The following is a 17332-nucleotide window of genomic DNA, read 5'->3' on the forward strand; positions in this document are numbered from 1 at the left end:
TAAAACACCTCTGCTATACTGATGTTTTATATTTGATTTTCTCATAAGCAATAAAATCTTTCTCGTTTACTTCATCTGAAACAAATTTTATCATATGCTCTTTCAACTGTTCCTTTTTGAAGCTCTTTTCTATAGCTGCTATGAAATCACGGATTAATTTCACCAATTGCTTATCATCTGCTAATCTTTTAAGCACCTCTTCTTGGGAAGTGCCCAAAATCAATTTTTTATCTATTGTTGCCTTATTTTCAGGGAAGTCTTCACATTGGTCTTTACTATCCTCAAACTCTATACAATATGGTGAAGTATATATATATTTATAGCTTTCATCATATATAAGATTTTTTACAAAATCACCATCTACATTTATTATCACCCCATAGGCTAGAGATAAATAATAATCTTCCATCAGTTTTTCAGTATCTAAGTCTAAATCACTAAGTCCAACATACGCCTCGTCAAGGTGGAGTGGATAGGCCTTTGATGAAAGTAGTCTCAGATAAAACTGTTTATAGTTTTTTATATCTGGAAGATATGCTGCACAGGCACCCATGGTTATATGAATTACGTCGATGGCATATGGATTTGTGGTTTCTACATATCTTGCTTGTCTTGATCTCTCTCCTGTTTGACTTCTTATCCAATTATCAATAGGCTCCTGTGGCTTTATTGTAAAGCCATTGGTAATATTATCATCCTTTATTGCTCCAATATAATAACATTCTGTCCAGGAAACCTCTGGGTTCTTCACTGCAGACCAGAAAGGTTTAGACAGCTTAGAGGTTATCTCCAGTTGTTCTTTAACATAATCATTTATACTCATGTCCATATTCTTAGCATTTTGCTCTAAGATCTCCATTATGTTAATTTTAGAATCGATCTTGTCAAACTCCTTTTCACAGATAGCTAATAGTCTTTCCTTTCCTTCTCTTATAACTGAGATGATACTTACTTCCTTAAACATTGCTGCAACCTTTTCTGTAAGATTCTTTCCAAAGTTCTCATTATAATAATGCTCATAGAACTCTCTAGTTATCATCTCTCTAGAAATTATATTGCCACCATATTTTTTATTTGCTTGATAGTTAATTTTATTCAATCTATTGTTAACCTGAGTAATAGAAGCGTTTATATCACCAATTACGGCATTAATATTTGCTCTGCAGTCATCTATAATATCTTCTGCCATATCGTATTTTTTCTTATGGATTCTATATGCAAGCTCACCAAATTTCTGATCAATAAACTTGTTAAAGTCAGAGATTAATTTACCATCTACATCTCTCTTACCATTTTTAACTTTTTTATCTTTTATATTGTCCATGGAGTTTTCAATGTTTGCCCTATCAATGGTACTTTTACCGTTATAGTCCGCATAGTTTTCATAGTCACTTGCAAAGCTTGCTTTTAGCTCCATGAGAATTCTATTTAAATTGTTAAGCCCATATTCTATGGCTTTTTCATTTATAAAGGACTTAATAAGCTTGCTTACCTGTTCTCTATTTTCCTCAAGATCACTTTTCCATTGCTGATATCTTTCATCACAGATATTCTCAGCCTTTCTTAGATTTGCTTTTTTTCCTATAAACTCACTATATTTCTTTCCACTATATCTATTACTTCCTCTAAAATCCTTAAGCCTGTCTGTAATTTCTAAAGCTTCATTAATGTCTTCTGCTAAAGCTTTAGCTGCTTCTACAGTGTTATCCTCTTCATTACAATTGTTTATCTTGGATAATATCTCCGAAGTAAGTCTATAAGCACAATATCTTCTAAGATTCTCCACTGGTACTTCCATTGAGGAAGAGGAAAAAGTGCTAAAGTGCCTATCTCTTTTTAATACTGGATCCTTATCCTTACATATAAAATTAGCATAGTCAGCTCTTAGCTGAGAGCCTAACCTTGTACCTACCTCTTGGAAAAGCTGAAGAGAACATAAATCATAGATATCTTCAATGTTTGTTAACACTCCACCCATTTCATTTTTATTTTCAAGTAAGTAGCAAATATCAAAGATCTTCTTTTCAAGCTTTATCTCGCCTATATTGTTATAGTTAAAGGAGTATTTTTCATCATCTGGATTGGTTATAGAAGACATAAAAAACTCCAATTCCTTTAAAGCAGCGTAACAGTTTGCCTTACTTCTGTTTTGAGCATCCAAATCAGAAGATAGTTTATCATCATAACAGCTTTCCAATGTAAATAAACCAATAATGTTTGTGTTATCCCTGTTAAACACCTTTGATAGCATAACCGCTACATCTAAAAAAGTACCACAGCCTGTTCCACCAGCCAAAGAACCAACTACATATACTTTATGTCTGTCTATATTCTCCAGATAAGCTTCTCCAACATCTGTTAGCACCTTATGAAGATCAACCAGATCATTTTTAGCAGTATTTAAAGTATCATACACCAATTGTGCATTCTTAGCTAAATATAATCTTCCAATAGGTCTCATAAGTCCTGCCCCCTGATCTGTTGAGGTAAAGAAATCAGGAGTTATAGGTGGATTTTTAGGAAGCCAATCAAAATAAGGGTTGCTATAAGCCCAATCTAAGGTGGTCTTTACCCCCTCCCCAAATCTTAATTGACACTTTTCATTATTATCTATGTCATCATCCAAGAAGGATTTTAAGTCCGTATCGATAATCAAATATCTTATAGGCAGCTTTTTAGTATTGTACCTTTTATTAAACAGCTTTTTTAGTCTCTTAATAACCTGAAAGCCTGTACCTCCCAGCCCAATAACCAGTGTGGGCATAATATCTTTTGGAACTTCCATATTGTACATACTTAACCTCCACAATATAATAAATTTTACATAAAACTAACTCTAATTTTTTCTTTTTTAATACTTAAAGAAATTTCTACACCTGAGGTATAAGCTATTTCACTACCGATCTCCTCCTCGTTATAAAGAATTTCTTGAGGTTCTGTGCCACAGTAGTTAAACTTGAAGACAGCCTCTTTTTTAATTAAATACTTTAAGCCTAGCAAGAATTCCGGTTTATCCTCTAATTCAAGGATAAAATAACCTATGGAACCTTCGTCTACATCATCAAGACTTAAACTTTTAAGTCTATTATTGAAATTCAAATACATAGTATTTTGCTGTAAATTAATTGAAAGATTAATTGAATTAGATTTAGAACCAACACTATAGTCTATTTCTTTAGCAAGGCTATAGTCCTGTATGTTTTTCTTATAAGAATTTCTACCTACAACATATAATGCTAGGCAAATTAAAACTAAGGTAATTACAATTATTAATGGAACCTTAAATAAGTTAAGATAATATAAAGCTCCAGAAAGTACTATTAAGCCTGTATTCATTTCCTCTGTAACTACTACATCCTTATCTGTTTTGAAGTAAAGCTTCAGGTTTCTTGTATTTTTTAAAGGTTTTATGGAAGTTGAAATTTCTTTGGGACCATTAGGCGTCACTTCAAACTCTCCTATTTTATGTTTGTCTTCATCTAAAACCTCTACCATTTCTTTGTCATATAATATGACTTTATTCAGCTTTATATCTAAACTTACAGGTTGTCCTAGTTTATAACTTTTCTTTGCAGCAGTAACTTTATTGATTTCTATAAGTGGCTTATCTATTACATTCACCTTTTCATAAGGGAGATAATAGCTGAAGCTTTCATTGTTAACCACTCCATTAATACAAGTAGTAAGCTTTACTGTGCCCTTTTTATTAAGTTCAATTTCATTTGAAAGAATTCCATTTTCAAGCTTTAAGGGATATTCTTTTTTCTCTGTACCATCATCAATAACCACAGTTCCGCCTAAGGTGGATACTTTGGTATTGTCTTTAGGTTTTAACTGAATTTTCAGCTTATCCCCTAGTTTTATATCTTTTACTAGTGCTGGTTCATAATAAAAGGGAGGATAATCATTTACGTATATTACCAGCTCCTTAACCCCCACGATTCCCCCATTGCCATCTTGAGCTATAAAGGTAACTGGGTATTGTCCTGGCTTGTCCTTATTAAATTGATATTTAAAAACATCACCTATTTTATTGTTAATGTTCTCAATGCTGTCTTGTTCCTTCTTCTGAAGGTAAACCCCGTCTATTTTCTTATCACTATCTACGGTTATATCAAAGTCTAAAGGAATTCCTTTAGGTATATTTAAAGTGGTTTGAGTAGCATTCATGTTTATAGCTGCTTTACTCTTTATTTGAACGATCACTGAGTTTTTTGAAGTATCTTTGCTATCTATCTTCAGAGTTTTATCGCTATCATTCTTTATTTTATATATCTTATAGGTTTCATCGCTTTTATCTGATGGAAGCTCTTCGCCATTTGAAGTTACACTAACTAAAGGTGATTTATTTTCACAAGAAGCTACCTTTATGATAACTTCATCTATCATGGAACTTAGTTTAATTTCCTGACTTTTCTTATTTTCTGTATTATAGTTAGCTATGGTATAAAAGCCATCCATATCTCCAAGCATTTTACTAAAGGCATTGAATAACTCAGCTGGATTTTCGCAGTATAAAAAGTCTCCATTTGTATTAAAGGCTATGGAGTTCAATCTGTTTTGATCCACATCCTTAGAAAGGCCAATTGTATTAATCTTTATTTTTGAGGAATAAGCTTTTTTCACTAAGTCATTAAGCTCACTTATATGTTCTGCTGTGAGGCCAGCTACTGGGTCTTCTTTTCCATCAGAGAGCACAACAATAGATTTATCTCCAGATACTCCGTCTAACTGAGCTATAGCTTCCTTTAGCCCTTCCTTAAGATCTGTGCCTCTATCTTGAAACTTTATGGACTGTAAGAAACCTTTCAAACTTTCTCTTGATGGCTTTTCACTAAGCTTTTTTGCATAGGCTAGATTTTCTCCAAAGCCTATTACATTTACATTTACTTTTTCATTTAAAGTGTCCATAAGCATAGAGCCTGCCACCAAGGACAACCTAAAGGGATCCGTTTGCTGCATACTTGCTGATTTATCTATTAAAATGATTAGATTCTTTTCTTGAACTTGTTCTGCAGCTTTAACAATTTTTATCTTATTAACTATACCAGCGTTACAGATAGCTAATGCAATAGCTATAAGTAAAGCCATAATATGTAGTTTCCTTCTTTTTCTTTCTCTCAACTTTCTCTCCTCCCAAATAGATATACCTTAATATACTATTTAAAAGTTCTATATATTAGAACTAAAGCTGTAAAGACAATCCTATATATATGCTGTCTATGCAATACTTTTACTGTTTAGGAAAGTATGACTTCCTTGCTATATAAACCCAACAATATCAAGGGTTTAGAACAGCTATTTAGGGTAACCAGTAAAAACAAATCATATTCGCCTGCCAGATTTTCCTCATATACATTTGCAAAGGTATATGCGCAAAAAAATTCTCTAAAAAAATTGGCTTTAGGGAATTTTTTACTGTAAAATATAACTATATTTAGCTTAAGGAGAAAATTATGAGAAAATACTTTAAATATCTAACAGCCTTTTTACTTTTCATATTTTTACTACCAGTGCATAATGCCTTTGCCGATACTAGAAGTTTTTCTATTGATAGTCTAAACATTGACGCAACTGTAAACACTTCCGGTGATATTGCTGTTTCAGAGACCTATGACTATAATTTCAAAGGTGATTTTAATGGTATCACTAGAAATATTAATTTTAAGGAAACCTCCGGAGTGGAGAATATTGAAGTTAGTGTTTTAGACGAGTCAAATAAAGTATTATTTAAAAATAATGATAGTAAAGAAAATGGTAGCTATTCCATAGTTACAGACGGAACTTATAAGAAACTAACTATATATTCTAAGAATAGTAACAAAGTTGTGAAATTTAACATTAAGTACAACCTTCTTGGTGCTGCTACCAAATATAACGATGCTGGAGAGTTAAATGAGAGGTTCTATGAGAATTCCTCTAATGTGGATATAAATAATCTTTCTTTAAAAGTAAATTTTCCATCAGGTAATGTTAAAGATTCAAAGTTCTGGGGAATAGGTCCTGCCTCAGGTAATTCAAGTAAAACAGATGACAATACTTTTTTATTTAAGGTATCAAAACTGAATGCTGGTGAATATTTTGGTTGCCGTATACTCTTTCCACCGGACTACCTGCAATCAGCTAAAAAGATAGTAAATGAAGCTGCCTACGATAGAATTTATAATGAGCAAAAAAATAATGCTTACACTGAAAATAATAATAGTAATAGCAACAACAATAATATTAATAATTCAGTGAATCTCCCAGATGCTAATGAACTACACTATTACAATACAAAAAAGGATGATAGCAGCGCTATCTTTGCTATTATAGGTATTGTTTTATTTATAGTTATCGTAGTAGCCCTCAAAACTAAAGAAAAAAAGGAATTTGAAAAAGAATTAGATGAATACAGAAGTACTGAGCCGCCATTCACTTCTGATTATTACGACTCATTGCCTAGTGACCTTAGTCCAGCCTTAGTGACCTATCTTATAAATAAATCTATTGATATTAAAGATATGATCTCAACCTTAATGGATTTATCCGTAAGAAATGTATTGAAATATACTAAGAACACTTATACGAAGAAAAAGCATATTTCTAAAGACACTGAAGAGATAGATTTTGTCTTCACTATAAATACCGAAGCTTTAGATAGCTGCTCTTTGCAAGAAAGACATCTGATTGAATGGCTTTCTTCCTATGGAGACGCTTCTTTTATATCACTAAAACATATAGAAGAACAAACCAATGATCGTGAAACTGCAAGAGAATTTAAAAATCTATTTGATAACTGGGTTAGCTTAATAGAACAAGAAGCAGATTCTAAGCCTTTTTACACAAAGATTCGAAATCGTAAGGTTTTAACTAATACCTATCACAATGAAAAATTAAAGTGGTTAGCTTTTAAAAAGTTTTTGACTAATAGCATGAGTTCTGCTACAAAAGATAGTTTAGACTTAGAACTTTGGAAAAAATACTTACCCTATGCCCTTGCCTTAGGCTTAGTAGATAAAGTGATAGACTTTGCTCCTAACATGATAAGCGATGACTATCTAACCTCAGATCCTTTATTCTATAACATGCATTACCTTAACTTCGTTTATTATGATTTCTTCGATAACTTTGAAGGTCAGATAAGAGACAATACCACCGATAATAGCTCTAATAATTCTGGTGGCTTTGGAGATGGCGGTGGCTTCGGAGACGGTGGCGGTTTCACCTCTGGTGGAGATAGTGGCTCTTTTGGAGGGGGAGACTCTGGAGCATTTTAAAATTTTAGAAAGCCAGGACAGCAAAGAATTATTACCTATTCAATAATAATAAAGGTCACTGAAGTATCTTTTCTTCAGTGATTTTTTTGTGCATCAGCTTTTTCTAATGGATATAAGGAAAATCTATAAGCTAGTAGGTTTTAATTTAAATCTATATCCTAGCAAGCTGTCATAAGCTTTTATATCTCTAGGTTTAGGCAATAATAAACTTTATAATTTCTAGACATTAAAAATAGTCGATAAAACTAGTAACTTTTAGCTTTATGGACTATTTTATTCTACGATAATTACTTTATTAGAAGGATTCTTAAACATATCAATTAAGATAAAACAGAAAACTGTTACTCTTAATAGATTTAAAATAATTAAATACATGTTGAATTGGCCATTATTAATATTTGCTATCAATAGAACAGTATCATCCATTGTATGAAATAAAATTACTGCCAAAAGACTTCCCTTAGTACGATTATATAACCATGTAAATATGGTTGTTAGCCAAATTGTTTCAATGACATAAAAAGTAAAACTTAATCCAACACCTAAATTACCTATAAGATAATTATCTGGCGTAATAGCAAACAAAGGAATGTGCCAAACTGACCATATGATGCCTAATATTACACTTGCAGTAAAGGGATGTAGTTTTCTTTGAAGTCTTGGTAATAAAAATCCTCTCCAGCCAAACTCTTCATTAACGCCACCACCAAAAAGCATTATTGCAAAGAAATAAAATACAATATAAAAAATAGAACTGCCACTATTAGAAAATCTAGAATTGATAGTAAATTCATACTTGTATCCAATAGCAATACAAATAAGTTTAGGTATAATAATTGATGCTATGGTAAAAGAAAATATAAATACATAATAGATTTTTTTAACACTATGTACTCTTAACTTTTCAAATATTGCCTTTATCCCAATTTTTCCATGAAGATGACTTATAAGAAATATAGCAACAACACTTGGCATAAACCCACCTATTATATATAGTGGTATATACATAGATAGATATATAGACTTTGTTATGAACCCTTTAGATGAGGCATATAAACACCCCCAAAAAAGATATGATAACCCTAACGTCAACACAATGAACGTTGGGATTTCATGAGCTTTAGCAACCTTTTTTAAGTTATGCATAATTTAAATTACCTTTCAGAAAGCTTTTATAGCCATGTATGCTACAAGTTTTATTTGTCAAAGTTCTTAACATTGCTTTTCCAAATACTATTCGCATATAATCCGCCACATAAACTGCAAAAAATTAAGCTACCAAAGTACTGTATAATCATGTGCTGGAAACTAAATGATGACTTACTATTTATATAATTTGTAACGAATATATCACTTGTAACAGCAAGAATTGATCCTAATGCAAATGGAAATACTCCACGCATTAATATAAAGCTCTTCTTCCCTTTTACTCTTGTCTTATCCCAGTCAAGTTTTCTTGCATCTGAAAATGTCAAATAAGTTCACCTCCAAACTGCTTTTACTATAATATCAAATACTAATTTTATGTTTATATTCCATATTATAACTTTTTATTGTTTTTTTGTATATACATCACTTGAATACGCCTTTTAATTTTTTCTTTCCCTTAAACGAAATAATAAGATTACCATTTAAGTAATCCTATTATTTATAGCTGCAAACTTCGTTTAAATTTATTTAAATCAAATATATTAAAATATCCAATATAACCTATCCTCTGAAATAGTAAATCCTAGTTTCTTTTGCAACCCAATAGATTTTTCATTATTAACTTCAATTTGAGCAAATGGAACCAAGCCTTTATCTATAAGTAGGTTTATCATATAACTTTCAAGAACTTCCCCATATCCTAAACGTCTGTATTGAGGAAATATCTCCAGCAATCCCATGCTTCCTTCAAGATGTGTTCCTATAAATCCTATAAGATTACCTTCTTTATATCCACCAAATAGACTTTTATTCCTTAAAAGCTCTTTAATTTCGTCCATAGACAGTTTGTCATAATGTTCTAGGATAACTTCTATTTGATTTTCCTCTAACGGCTTTACTTCTAATTCTTCTTTTATTTCACGCTTAGTTTTCCCAGTATAAACAGTTTGAAAGCATTCAAATCTTTTAGTCAACTTAAATTTATTTAATATATACTCCACCATGTATTTTTGATGCACAGCTATAAGGCTGCATTTTGGTATTAAATTCAATAATTCTTGGCCCTTTTCGTAGCTTGTAACAGATATCATATAAGCCTTACTTTTTAGCTCTTTTATCAATACTCCATCAAAGTCAGCATACAATATATCTGCAGATCCCCTACGTATTGGCTCAATCATCCCAATATGTAATATAGGATTTTGCATTAAATATTCAATTGCCTTCTCTTTCATCTTTTATCACCATCTATCTTTTTTTAATAAAAAGCTATGTTTTAATAAGATGTTTAAATATAGCCTAAAAAAATTATAGATGGAACTATCCACCTATAATACACAATATAAGAAATATGTTCTTAACTGGACTAATATCTTTTAGAAAAAACTTATAGTTCCAATAGGCAACCACCCATTTGACCTTGAAAGTTTATCCATCTCTTTCAATACTTTATAAGCTCTATCACCAACAGTAACTTTATCAATAAAAACTACCCTATAAACTCCACCAACTACATGTTTCAAAACAACTTGAGGAATTTTACCTTTGCTCAATTCATTTTGTCCATACAATATAATGTCATCAATAATTTTGTTTTTAGGTTCGTATACTTCATTAAACTCATCTAATAAAAGTTTTGCCTGTTCCTCTATTTTTATTTTTTCCTTTTTCATAAACTATCACCTTACTATCATTAAATTTATTATTGCTACGAATTATAAGTTACTATCGTTGCTTAGAGGTTCATTTGGCTGTAGTTTTCTTACAATACTTATTATAACATATTTTGAAAAATATCACACAGGATAAACATTTTGCACATAATTCCACGTAAAAACTTATTATAGCCTACATAGCTATTTATATCTTGGATACTCTGGAAGCAACTCTATTAACCTTATTGTCCTTCCTTCATTATCAAGAAGTATCTCAATATTTTCAGCATTTTCTCCAAGGTGCATCATAAATTCTCTGCAAGCACCACAAGAAGGTATAACCTTTCCGTCCTTATAAACAGAAACTACTTTATCAACTTCATTTTCTCCATGAGTGAGCATTGTTGATAAGGCATTTCTCTCTGCGCACATACCTAAAGATCCATTGGTATCAATACATATACCTGTATAAATATTGCCTTTTTTAGTTAATACCGCTGAAGCAACGCTTCCAACCCACATCTTGCTTGATACCTCATGAGGATTTATTACCTTCATTGCTTCTTTATAAAGCTTCTCCCATATTAGTTCCATATCTCTTCTCCTTGAATTTTCATTTAATTATCGAATGACTGCTTGATCTCAACAGGGCACGCTAACATAGTCTAAAATAATAATGATTTGACATAGTTTCCTCTATTGATTTTCGCTTAGATAAGCCCACTTGTTTTTAATACCTTTATGATGCTTAGGAATTGCTAAATAAAATGTTTCAGGAATAACTTCTCCTTTATATGTCCTATACCTTACAAAAGAACCTTTCTTAAAATCATAAACTTTTTTAACTTCTATTGATTCAAATTGATGTTCATACTTTTTACCAGCTACACTAAATACAACTAAGTACTTGCTTTTACCTAACTTATATTTTTCTACTGGAGCATTATATGGCTGTTGAGCTTTTATTTCACATTCTATACTGTCAATTTTCTTTTTTAACACTATACAGATAACTACGGATAGTATTGCTATAAGTATTCCAATCAATGAAACTTTGTAATACATAGCTCTATTATAATTAAAAAGAGCTTCGCTTCCACTCCTACCTTTGGCCAGCCCCATAAGCGGCGTTCCAAATCCAAAAAGCGCTATTATTCTAAATAGAGCATATAATTTATTTAAAGTCTTATACACCTAGTCCTCCCATTACCACAATCCTTGATTTCTTCAAATTTCTTCGAAAACTAACGTTCTATCTTGCATCTACTGTAATATTTAACAATTGTTATTATATTTAATTATACAGTATGCAAATACATAGTTAAAATATCTCGTGTAAATTATACATACATTGCTTCCCTTTTGATATATAAAGATAAAGGAGACAACCATTGCCTCCTTTAAACTATTATCACCATTTAAATAATGAAATAAACCCCTTGTTGCTTCTTGATAGACCAAATTTTGAATAAAAGCCTTCTTCTGAAGGTTTAGTAAGTAATACAGGACTTAGATTGTTTTCTTCGAGAAGTTCCATTAAATTCTCCATAATCTTTGTACCAATCCCTTTGCCCTGATATTTGTTATGAACTAGTAATCTAAGTATATAAGCGTGCTTAATTCCATCAGAAAGTATCTGTACAAATCCAATAAGCCTATTTTCATCATCTCTTGCAGTAACCCAGCCCCACGACAGTTTTAATGCCTCTTCTAGTTTTTGTGATGAGTTTAGCCCCCAGCCTATGGATTTCAATAAGTTATTTAATTCATTCACATCAATTTTAGCATTTCGTTCAATTCGCATGTAATAAAACTTCTCCCCATAATAATATTGTCGCAAATTCAAAGGTATGTACTTATATACAACCGATTTACACGATAATTATAACATTTATTCCATAAAAATACTTATAATTGGATAAATTTTATTATGGAGAAAGCGTTGCGAATTTTTTACTTCCAATTTTAAACTTGTAATAGTAGAAATATTCTAGATAGAAGTATTGACATATATAATATGAAATTAGTATAGTTCTTATATAGACACTATCCCATAAAATTGAATAGTATACATTTTTTATAAATAACAGAGCTTTTAATAAAAATATTTAAGAAAAGCCTTCAACTCTGTACCATGGGTACACAGAGATATCATTATATAGAAAGGAACAGTTATGATATTATGGTTTAAAGATTTGCCGAATAAAGATATTGATTTTTCTAGCTGGAATCCATTTATTGCAAACTCTTGGTTTAGAAAAAACTTCATGTATTTTGTTTATTTATTAATGGGTGTAGTGTATGTATTACCAGGTTTACTTGGGAGTGATTTTAATAGGTTACAAACACCGAATACTTTCGTTGTCTACGAGGGCAATTCATTAATAACTTTTTATATTCGATCATTTTATACTGTAGTGGTCATAGCACTAATCTTTATCGTACATGAACTACTTCACATTATTGTAATATATAAAAAAGATAATATTAGCTTCACCCACAGTGGTCTTTTCTTTTGGATTAACACTAATGCTATATTATCAAAAATGGAATTCTGGTTTTATATGACATTACCTATTATAGGATTATCACTAGTTCCGTTTATTATTTCTATATTTGTAAGTACTGGATACTTAAAGTCTTTTATGCTATTCATTGCTTGGGTTAACTTAATAATAGCCTCTTCTGATATAATTAATTCGATTTTGATATTAATTAAGCCAAATAATACATTATTTTGCAGAGGATATTATCGAAAAAAATAAATACCCCCTCATACTTAGTTTTGTTAATAAACTACTGAATTCCATATCAAAGTGCAAATGAGAAGCCTACTTGTTCGTAGACTTCTTTTAAATATATTAGAAGTGAATTTATTTTAGAGAGGTGAAATATATCTTGAGAACTTCAGAGCAGTACATTAATGAAATACTAGAAATGGTAGAAAACTTATACAATGCAAAAACCACTAATAGGAAGTTATTAGGTAATTCAGCAAATATGGTATTTGAGCTTTCAACTGAAGATGATCCACTTATAGCTAGGATCTCTGAATACAGTGAGAATAAGGAAAAACACATTATTTTCGAATTAGGTTGGGCAGAATATCTCTCAAGCAAAATTGTTGAAGTTATAAAGCCTATTGCCACTACAAATGGTAGTTTATACGAAGTAATTAATATAAATGACGACTCGTACATAATATGTGCTTTTGAAAAAGCTAAAGGAAGACTTGTAAACCTAAAGAACCTCCATGAATGGAATGATAATCTATTTTATAAGTTAGGCGAAATCATGGGAGATATACATAAAACCTCCAAAGAGTATACGCTTAATAGGTATGAGGGGCTGCAATTTCAATGGAATGAAGACTTCGCATTTTCACCAGAATTTAATATACTTAATGATACTGAAATACTTCAGGTATGGAATAATATAATTTCTCAACTGGAAAAGCTTCCGAGAACAGTTGATTCCTATGGTATAATTCACAATGACTTGCACCACTTAAATTTTTTTCTTCATGACAACAAAATAAAAGTGTTTGATTTTGATGATTGTATCTGCAGCTGGTATCCAATTGACATAGCTGTAACGTTGTTTCAGGTTATTTCAACTATATCCTATAAAGAAGCGGATTTGAGGAACACCTTTGGTAAGCAATTTGCGGCAGCTTTCCTAAGAGGGTATAAAACTAAGAATATTTTAGAAAGCTTTTGGCTTGATAAGTTTGATTTATTCTTAAAGTATCGCAGGATATGCTCATATAAATTTTTCAATGCTATGTTTTCAAAGGAAGCAAACAGCCCACATGTAGAATACTTAACCTGGCTAAGAAATGAAATTATCAACGATAAGCCCTTTATTGAAATTAATTTTGAAGAGTTGTATAGAAATTTATAAGTACTATACTAAAGGCTTACTGTTGCTTAGAGTAATCTACTTTTGTATTTAAACCTCTACAATTGGATGATGATGCTTACTTAATTAGTTCATTCAATATATATATCATATAATTGAATAAATACTAATATTCTATATACGAATTACTTCTATAAATTGCTATGCAGAAATTCAATGCTTCTCTCAAATAAAAAAGGCTGAATCAAAGGATAAGTTAAATTAATTGGCATCTCATCAAATAGGCTTACTTCTCCAATCTCTAAATCAGGTAACTGTCCTAGCTTTTCTACTTCACCATAGAAAAGCTGTCCAAAACTCTCTTCTCCAGCTCTATCTACAGAATAAATGCATATAGGATATAATTTATAGCTTTCAGCTCCAGTTTCTTCAACTAATTCTCTTGAAGCTGTATCATTAATGTCCTCAAAATCTTCTCTATGTCCACCTGGTATCTCCCAAGTTGATCTTTCTTTATGTCTCACAAATACCCATTTGCCATTATGTTTAGTTGAAATTACTGCAAACTTCAGTAGACTATCTTCAATAGTCCCTAAATCATAAAAATTAACTTTTAGCACTTCTATTCTCCTCCTCATACATATTTATCTACCTATAGGTATGTATTAAATAAATGTTGTTACTACTTACATGCTTTAAAAATTCAACTTTTTCATTAGTATAAACTAGTTTAAAGATAGCCTAATCAAAATCATTAATCATGTTTTCTTCCAACCAGTCTGTCTTTGAATAAGCTTTTCTTTGAATAATTTATAATTAAGGCTTTGTTTTAAGCTAATGTTGATATTATGATACAAACTTTGAAAAGCCAAACAACTTCCCATATTTTATATTTTAGTAATGAATATTTAAATCAAACTTTAGACATAGACCTATTTAACACCGTAAAAAAATTTCTTAATATCTTCATATGCTGGATACTTAATAGAATCAACTTCTTCTAAAACTCTTTTCAGGTCATATTCAGCAAAGACTTTTTGAAAAGCAGGTTTCTGTTGGTCTATCGTTAATATCCCCCCCTGTGCAATTCCTTCATTTGTACTGGTACATCCTAACGAGCCACAGTTAATATAGATTTTATCATTTCCATAAACAATAGAACCCCTGTGATCATGACCATACAGGATAATATCTGCGTTAATATTTGAGAACATTTTTTCACAATCTGTAATATCAGGATTAGGCTTAAAATTTATGTATCTATTATCCTCACTAATTGAATAATGAACAACTGCTAACTTCAAGTTTCCTCTATCTAAATGAAGTATATATGGTAATTGTTTAATATATTGTTTTGAATCATCACTTAATAAACTATGCTCCCATTCATGATGTAAGGCTTCGGTTTCATCCATACCATCTGGGTAAGGTTTTTTTATTCCATTTATAAGATATTTTTCATGATTTCCTAAAACACATTTAATGTTAGTTAGTGATTTTATTCTTTGAACAGTTTCTTCTGGAAATGGTCCAATTCCAATAATATCGCCACAACATAATATTTCATCACATTCTTTTTCTTCAAACAATTTAAGTATGGAATTTAATGCTATAACGTTATTATGAACGTCTGTAATTATCCCTATCTTCATATACTATCTCCTCATATTCCCTTCCTTAAAATCATACTGGTATTGGTGGTTTTGCCTTTAAATTAGCTATATTAATCTTTATAAAGTTTGAGTTGCTATGAACTATAGGTATCCTTTACGGAAACTTTATTTATAAATGTTCGATAATACCGGCTTCTGGGGATTATCGGGCATATATAAATTAATAGTTGAAGTTGGATACCTATAAAAATTTTTTGCTTTTAATAATTTCTTTATCCTCATTAAAGAACTGTAGCCATTTAAACCAATAGAGGTAATTTGATAGATATTTTGTTGCTACTCCATTAAAGTCTTTCATCCATTTCTTTAACTTACTGTGTAAAGCATTTTTTTCAGTTCTTCAAACCATTCTGGAAAGTAATTTCTATTATTAAGTTCCTTTAATAGAATTTTAAAATATTCTATATCTATTAAACTAAAACTATTAGGTTCACTTAGAGGTATAAACTGTAATTTTTGAAGTGCTCTCAGATGCTGCTCCTTATCTAATTCTTCAGGTTCTGGATCATAGCCTAGCGATACAACTTGATTTCCTATGTCAACTAAGAAAGTATGATGATTTTCTTTATATTCATTTGTAAATTTGAATATTATAGTTCCTTTACAACCTGTCTCTTCTTTTACCTCACGGACAATGGCTTCTTCTGGAGTTTCACCTTTTTCAACTCCGCCACCTATAAAAAAGTGCCTGTACTCTTTTTCATTTACCATTCCAGCACCGAACAATACTTTATTGTCCTGAATCACAATAGCTTGTACTCTCTGTCTTTTCTCCATTTATACACCTCTAAAACATATTCTTTCATTATTGAATGTTTAATAATAGATTAACAATACATATAGCCTACTAACACTGATTTCTTTTTTCCTTCAGATAAAATATTAATCTAGCAATATCAATATCTGAAAACAGTTCCTTATTATTCTTAACCAAAGCATCCAACTCTTTAATATCAATCCATCTAACATTTAAAGTGCAGTCGCCTTCTTCTTGTATTTCTCCAGTTACTTTGCATCTAAAATAGGCTCCCATTGAATCTACTGGGCCTTTCATAGTTTGATACACTGCAAAAGGCCTTAAACATTCCATAGAAAAGTCATAACCCATATCACTTGTATCTACTCTGTTTTCTTGTCCTTCTATCTCTATAACTTCAAGGCCAGTCTCTTCAAGTACTTCTCGCTTTAATGCATCTGTTAGTGCTTCAAATTCATTTACTCGTCCACCTGGCAACTCTAGTTTTTCTTGGCCTGGTTTATTTCTTGTTTGTATAACAACTTCCGTTTTATTGTTGCAACACCTTTCAATAATCGCTCTTGCATTTACATGTATCATCTTCAATCAACCTTTCATATAAGTTAATACTTTTATTAATACAGTGATCAAAAAAATTACTGAGGCTGAAGCTAAGGATATTAAAATAGTAATTAACTAAGCCTTTAAACAATACTACTTTTAATAAGCAACTTAGTAATTCCTATTTAATTTCACCCTTTCCATCAACTTCTTTTTAATATAAAAGCACATACTCTAGTTCAGAACTTACTTAACTATTTTTACAGCATTGACATTATAATAGATAAACTTAAACATAACAACCTTACTAATAATGTAATTACATCAATATTTTTCTTCTTAAATTGTATCATAATATATTCTCTCTATCTATGTATGATTTACTCTAAGACAATAAAAAAAGAAATAAGCAAGTAATATTAAACTTAAGAATTACTA

16 protein-coding genes and 1 pseudogene are annotated in these 17332 nt (G+C 30.8%); 3 read left to right on the top strand and 14 right to left on the bottom strand.

Annotated features, from left to right (window positions below):
- Positions 1–13: 13 nt before the first annotated feature.
- Complete coding sequence (locus tag C1I91_RS15910; protein WP_128213742.1) at positions 14–2794, bottom strand: tubulin-like doman-containing protein; 2781 nt, start codon at positions 2792–2794, stop codon at positions 14–16.
- A 26-nt stretch (positions 2795–2820) separates the two neighbouring features.
- Positions 2821–5124, bottom strand: coding sequence for a VWA domain-containing protein (locus C1I91_RS15915; RefSeq protein WP_128213743.1), 2304 nt, complete (start codon positions 5122–5124; stop codon positions 2821–2823).
- A gap of 332 nt (positions 5125–5456) precedes the next feature.
- Here C1I91_RS15915 and C1I91_RS15920 point away from each other — a divergent pair, with 332 nt between their 5' ends.
- On the top strand, positions 5457–7259 hold the full coding sequence (locus C1I91_RS15920; protein WP_128213744.1) for a DUF2207 domain-containing protein: 1803 nt from the start codon (positions 5457–5459) through the stop codon (positions 7257–7259).
- A 273-nt stretch (positions 7260–7532) separates the two neighbouring features.
- Here C1I91_RS15920 and C1I91_RS15925 read toward each other — a convergent pair whose 3' ends face one another.
- The 7 genes from C1I91_RS15925 to C1I91_RS15955 form a co-directional block, all read right to left on the bottom strand.
- Positions 7533–8234, bottom strand: coding sequence for a CPBP family intramembrane glutamic endopeptidase (locus C1I91_RS15925; protein ID WP_164880557.1), 702 nt, complete (start codon positions 8232–8234; stop codon positions 7533–7535).
- A gap of 221 nt (positions 8235–8455) precedes the next feature.
- On the bottom strand, positions 8456–8734 hold the full coding sequence (locus C1I91_RS15930) for a hypothetical protein (RefSeq protein WP_128213746.1): 279 nt from the start codon (positions 8732–8734) through the stop codon (positions 8456–8458).
- A 216-nt stretch (positions 8735–8950) separates the two neighbouring features.
- The gene (locus tag C1I91_RS15935; RefSeq protein WP_128213747.1) at positions 8951–9643 is read right to left on the bottom strand and encodes a GNAT family N-acetyltransferase; all 693 of its coding nucleotides are present in this window, start codon (positions 9641–9643) and stop codon (positions 8951–8953) included.
- Between the two features lie 141 nt (positions 9644–9784).
- Positions 9785–10081 (bottom strand): hypothetical protein, encoded by a 297-nt coding sequence (locus C1I91_RS15940; protein ID WP_128213748.1) that lies wholly within the window; start codon positions 10079–10081, stop codon positions 9785–9787.
- A gap of 183 nt (positions 10082–10264) precedes the next feature.
- Complete coding sequence (locus C1I91_RS15945; protein WP_128213749.1) at positions 10265–10657, bottom strand: cytidine deaminase family protein; 393 nt, start codon at positions 10655–10657, stop codon at positions 10265–10267.
- Between the two features lie 102 nt (positions 10658–10759).
- Positions 10760–11257 carry a hypothetical protein gene (locus C1I91_RS15950; protein ID WP_128213750.1) on the bottom strand — a complete coding sequence of 166 codons (498 nt, stop codon included), beginning with the start codon at positions 11255–11257 and terminating at the stop codon, positions 10760–10762.
- 217 nt (positions 11258–11474) lie between these two features.
- Positions 11475–11867 (bottom strand): GNAT family N-acetyltransferase, encoded by a 393-nt coding sequence (locus C1I91_RS15955; protein ID WP_128213751.1) that lies wholly within the window; start codon positions 11865–11867, stop codon positions 11475–11477.
- 484 nt (positions 11868–12351) lie between these two features.
- Here C1I91_RS15955 and C1I91_RS29790 point away from each other — a divergent pair, with 484 nt between their 5' ends.
- Both C1I91_RS29790 and C1I91_RS15965 read left to right on the top strand, forming a co-directional pair.
- Positions 12352–12828: a DUF3267 domain-containing protein gene (locus tag C1I91_RS29790; RefSeq protein WP_420808478.1), complete on the top strand. Its 477-nt coding sequence runs from the start codon at positions 12352–12354 to the stop codon at positions 12826–12828.
- Between the two features lie 133 nt (positions 12829–12961).
- The gene (locus C1I91_RS15965) at positions 12962–13966 is read left to right on the top strand and encodes a phosphotransferase enzyme family protein (RefSeq protein ID WP_128213753.1); all 1005 of its coding nucleotides are present in this window, start codon (positions 12962–12964) and stop codon (positions 13964–13966) included.
- A 149-nt stretch (positions 13967–14115) separates the two neighbouring features.
- Here C1I91_RS15965 and C1I91_RS15970 read toward each other — a convergent pair whose 3' ends face one another.
- From C1I91_RS15970 to C1I91_RS15990, 5 genes and pseudogenes are all read right to left on the bottom strand, one after another.
- The gene (locus tag C1I91_RS15970) at positions 14116–14544 is read right to left on the bottom strand and encodes an NUDIX hydrolase (protein ID WP_128213754.1); all 429 of its coding nucleotides are present in this window, start codon (positions 14542–14544) and stop codon (positions 14116–14118) included.
- 312 nt (positions 14545–14856) lie between these two features.
- A complete protein-coding gene (locus C1I91_RS15975) occupies positions 14857–15576 on the bottom strand; it encodes a metallophosphoesterase family protein (RefSeq protein ID WP_128213755.1) in 720 nt (239 codons plus the stop codon).
- Between the two features lie 202 nt (positions 15577–15778).
- Positions 15779–15925 (bottom strand): annotated as a pseudogene (locus C1I91_RS15980) (IS1595 family transposase); the annotation flags it as partial.
- Positions 15904–16374: an NUDIX domain-containing protein gene (locus tag C1I91_RS28985; protein WP_338032556.1), complete on the bottom strand. Its 471-nt coding sequence runs from the start codon at positions 16372–16374 to the stop codon at positions 15904–15906. The gene C1I91_RS28985 and the pseudogene C1I91_RS15980, both read right to left, overlap by 22 nt.
- A 70-nt stretch (positions 16375–16444) precedes the next feature.
- The gene (locus tag C1I91_RS15990; RefSeq protein ID WP_128213756.1) at positions 16445–16933 is read right to left on the bottom strand and encodes an NUDIX domain-containing protein; all 489 of its coding nucleotides are present in this window, start codon (positions 16931–16933) and stop codon (positions 16445–16447) included.
- Between the last annotated feature and the right edge of the window lie 399 nt (positions 16934–17332).

Origin of the sequence: Clostridium manihotivorum (genome assembly GCF_004015185.1) — a bacterium.
In the GTDB taxonomy this organism is placed as follows: Bacteria; Bacillota; Clostridia; order Clostridiales; family Clostridiaceae; genus Clostridium_AR; species Clostridium_AR manihotivorum.

What these genes read in the sequence shown, in the direction of transcription:
- C1I91_RS15910 (WP_128213742.1), bottom strand. Translation starts at nt 2,794, where the DNA reads ATGTACAATATGGAAGTTCCAAAAGATATTATGCCCACACTGGTTATT.
- C1I91_RS15920 (WP_128213744.1), top strand. Translation starts at nt 5,457, where the DNA reads ATGAGAAAATACTTTAAATATCTAACAGCCTTTTTACTTTTCATATTT.
- C1I91_RS15925 (WP_164880557.1), bottom strand. Translation starts at nt 8,234, where the DNA reads ATGCCAAGTGTTGTTGCTATATTTCTTATAAGTCATCTTCATGGAAAA.
- C1I91_RS15935 (WP_128213747.1), bottom strand. Translation starts at nt 9,643, where the DNA reads ATGAAAGAGAAGGCAATTGAATATTTAATGCAAAATCCTATATTACAT.
- C1I91_RS15940 (WP_128213748.1), bottom strand. Translation starts at nt 10,081, where the DNA reads ATGAAAAAGGAAAAAATAAAAATAGAGGAACAGGCAAAACTTTTATTA.
- C1I91_RS15945 (WP_128213749.1), bottom strand. Translation starts at nt 10,657, where the DNA reads ATGGAACTAATATGGGAGAAGCTTTATAAAGAAGCAATGAAGGTAATA.
- C1I91_RS15955 (WP_128213751.1), bottom strand. Translation starts at nt 11,867, where the DNA reads ATGCGAATTGAACGAAATGCTAAAATTGATGTGAATGAATTAAATAAC.
- C1I91_RS29790 (WP_420808478.1), top strand. Translation starts at nt 12,352, where the DNA reads ATGGGTGTAGTGTATGTATTACCAGGTTTACTTGGGAGTGATTTTAAT.
- C1I91_RS15975 (WP_128213755.1), bottom strand. Translation starts at nt 15,576, where the DNA reads ATGAAGATAGGGATAATTACAGACGTTCATAATAACGTTATAGCATTA.
- C1I91_RS28985 (WP_338032556.1), bottom strand. Translation starts at nt 16,374, where the DNA reads ATGGAGAAAAGACAGAGAGTACAAGCTATTGTGATTCAGGACAATAAA.
- C1I91_RS15990 (WP_128213756.1), bottom strand. Translation starts at nt 16,933, where the DNA reads ATGATACATGTAAATGCAAGAGCGATTATTGAAAGGTGTTGCAACAAT.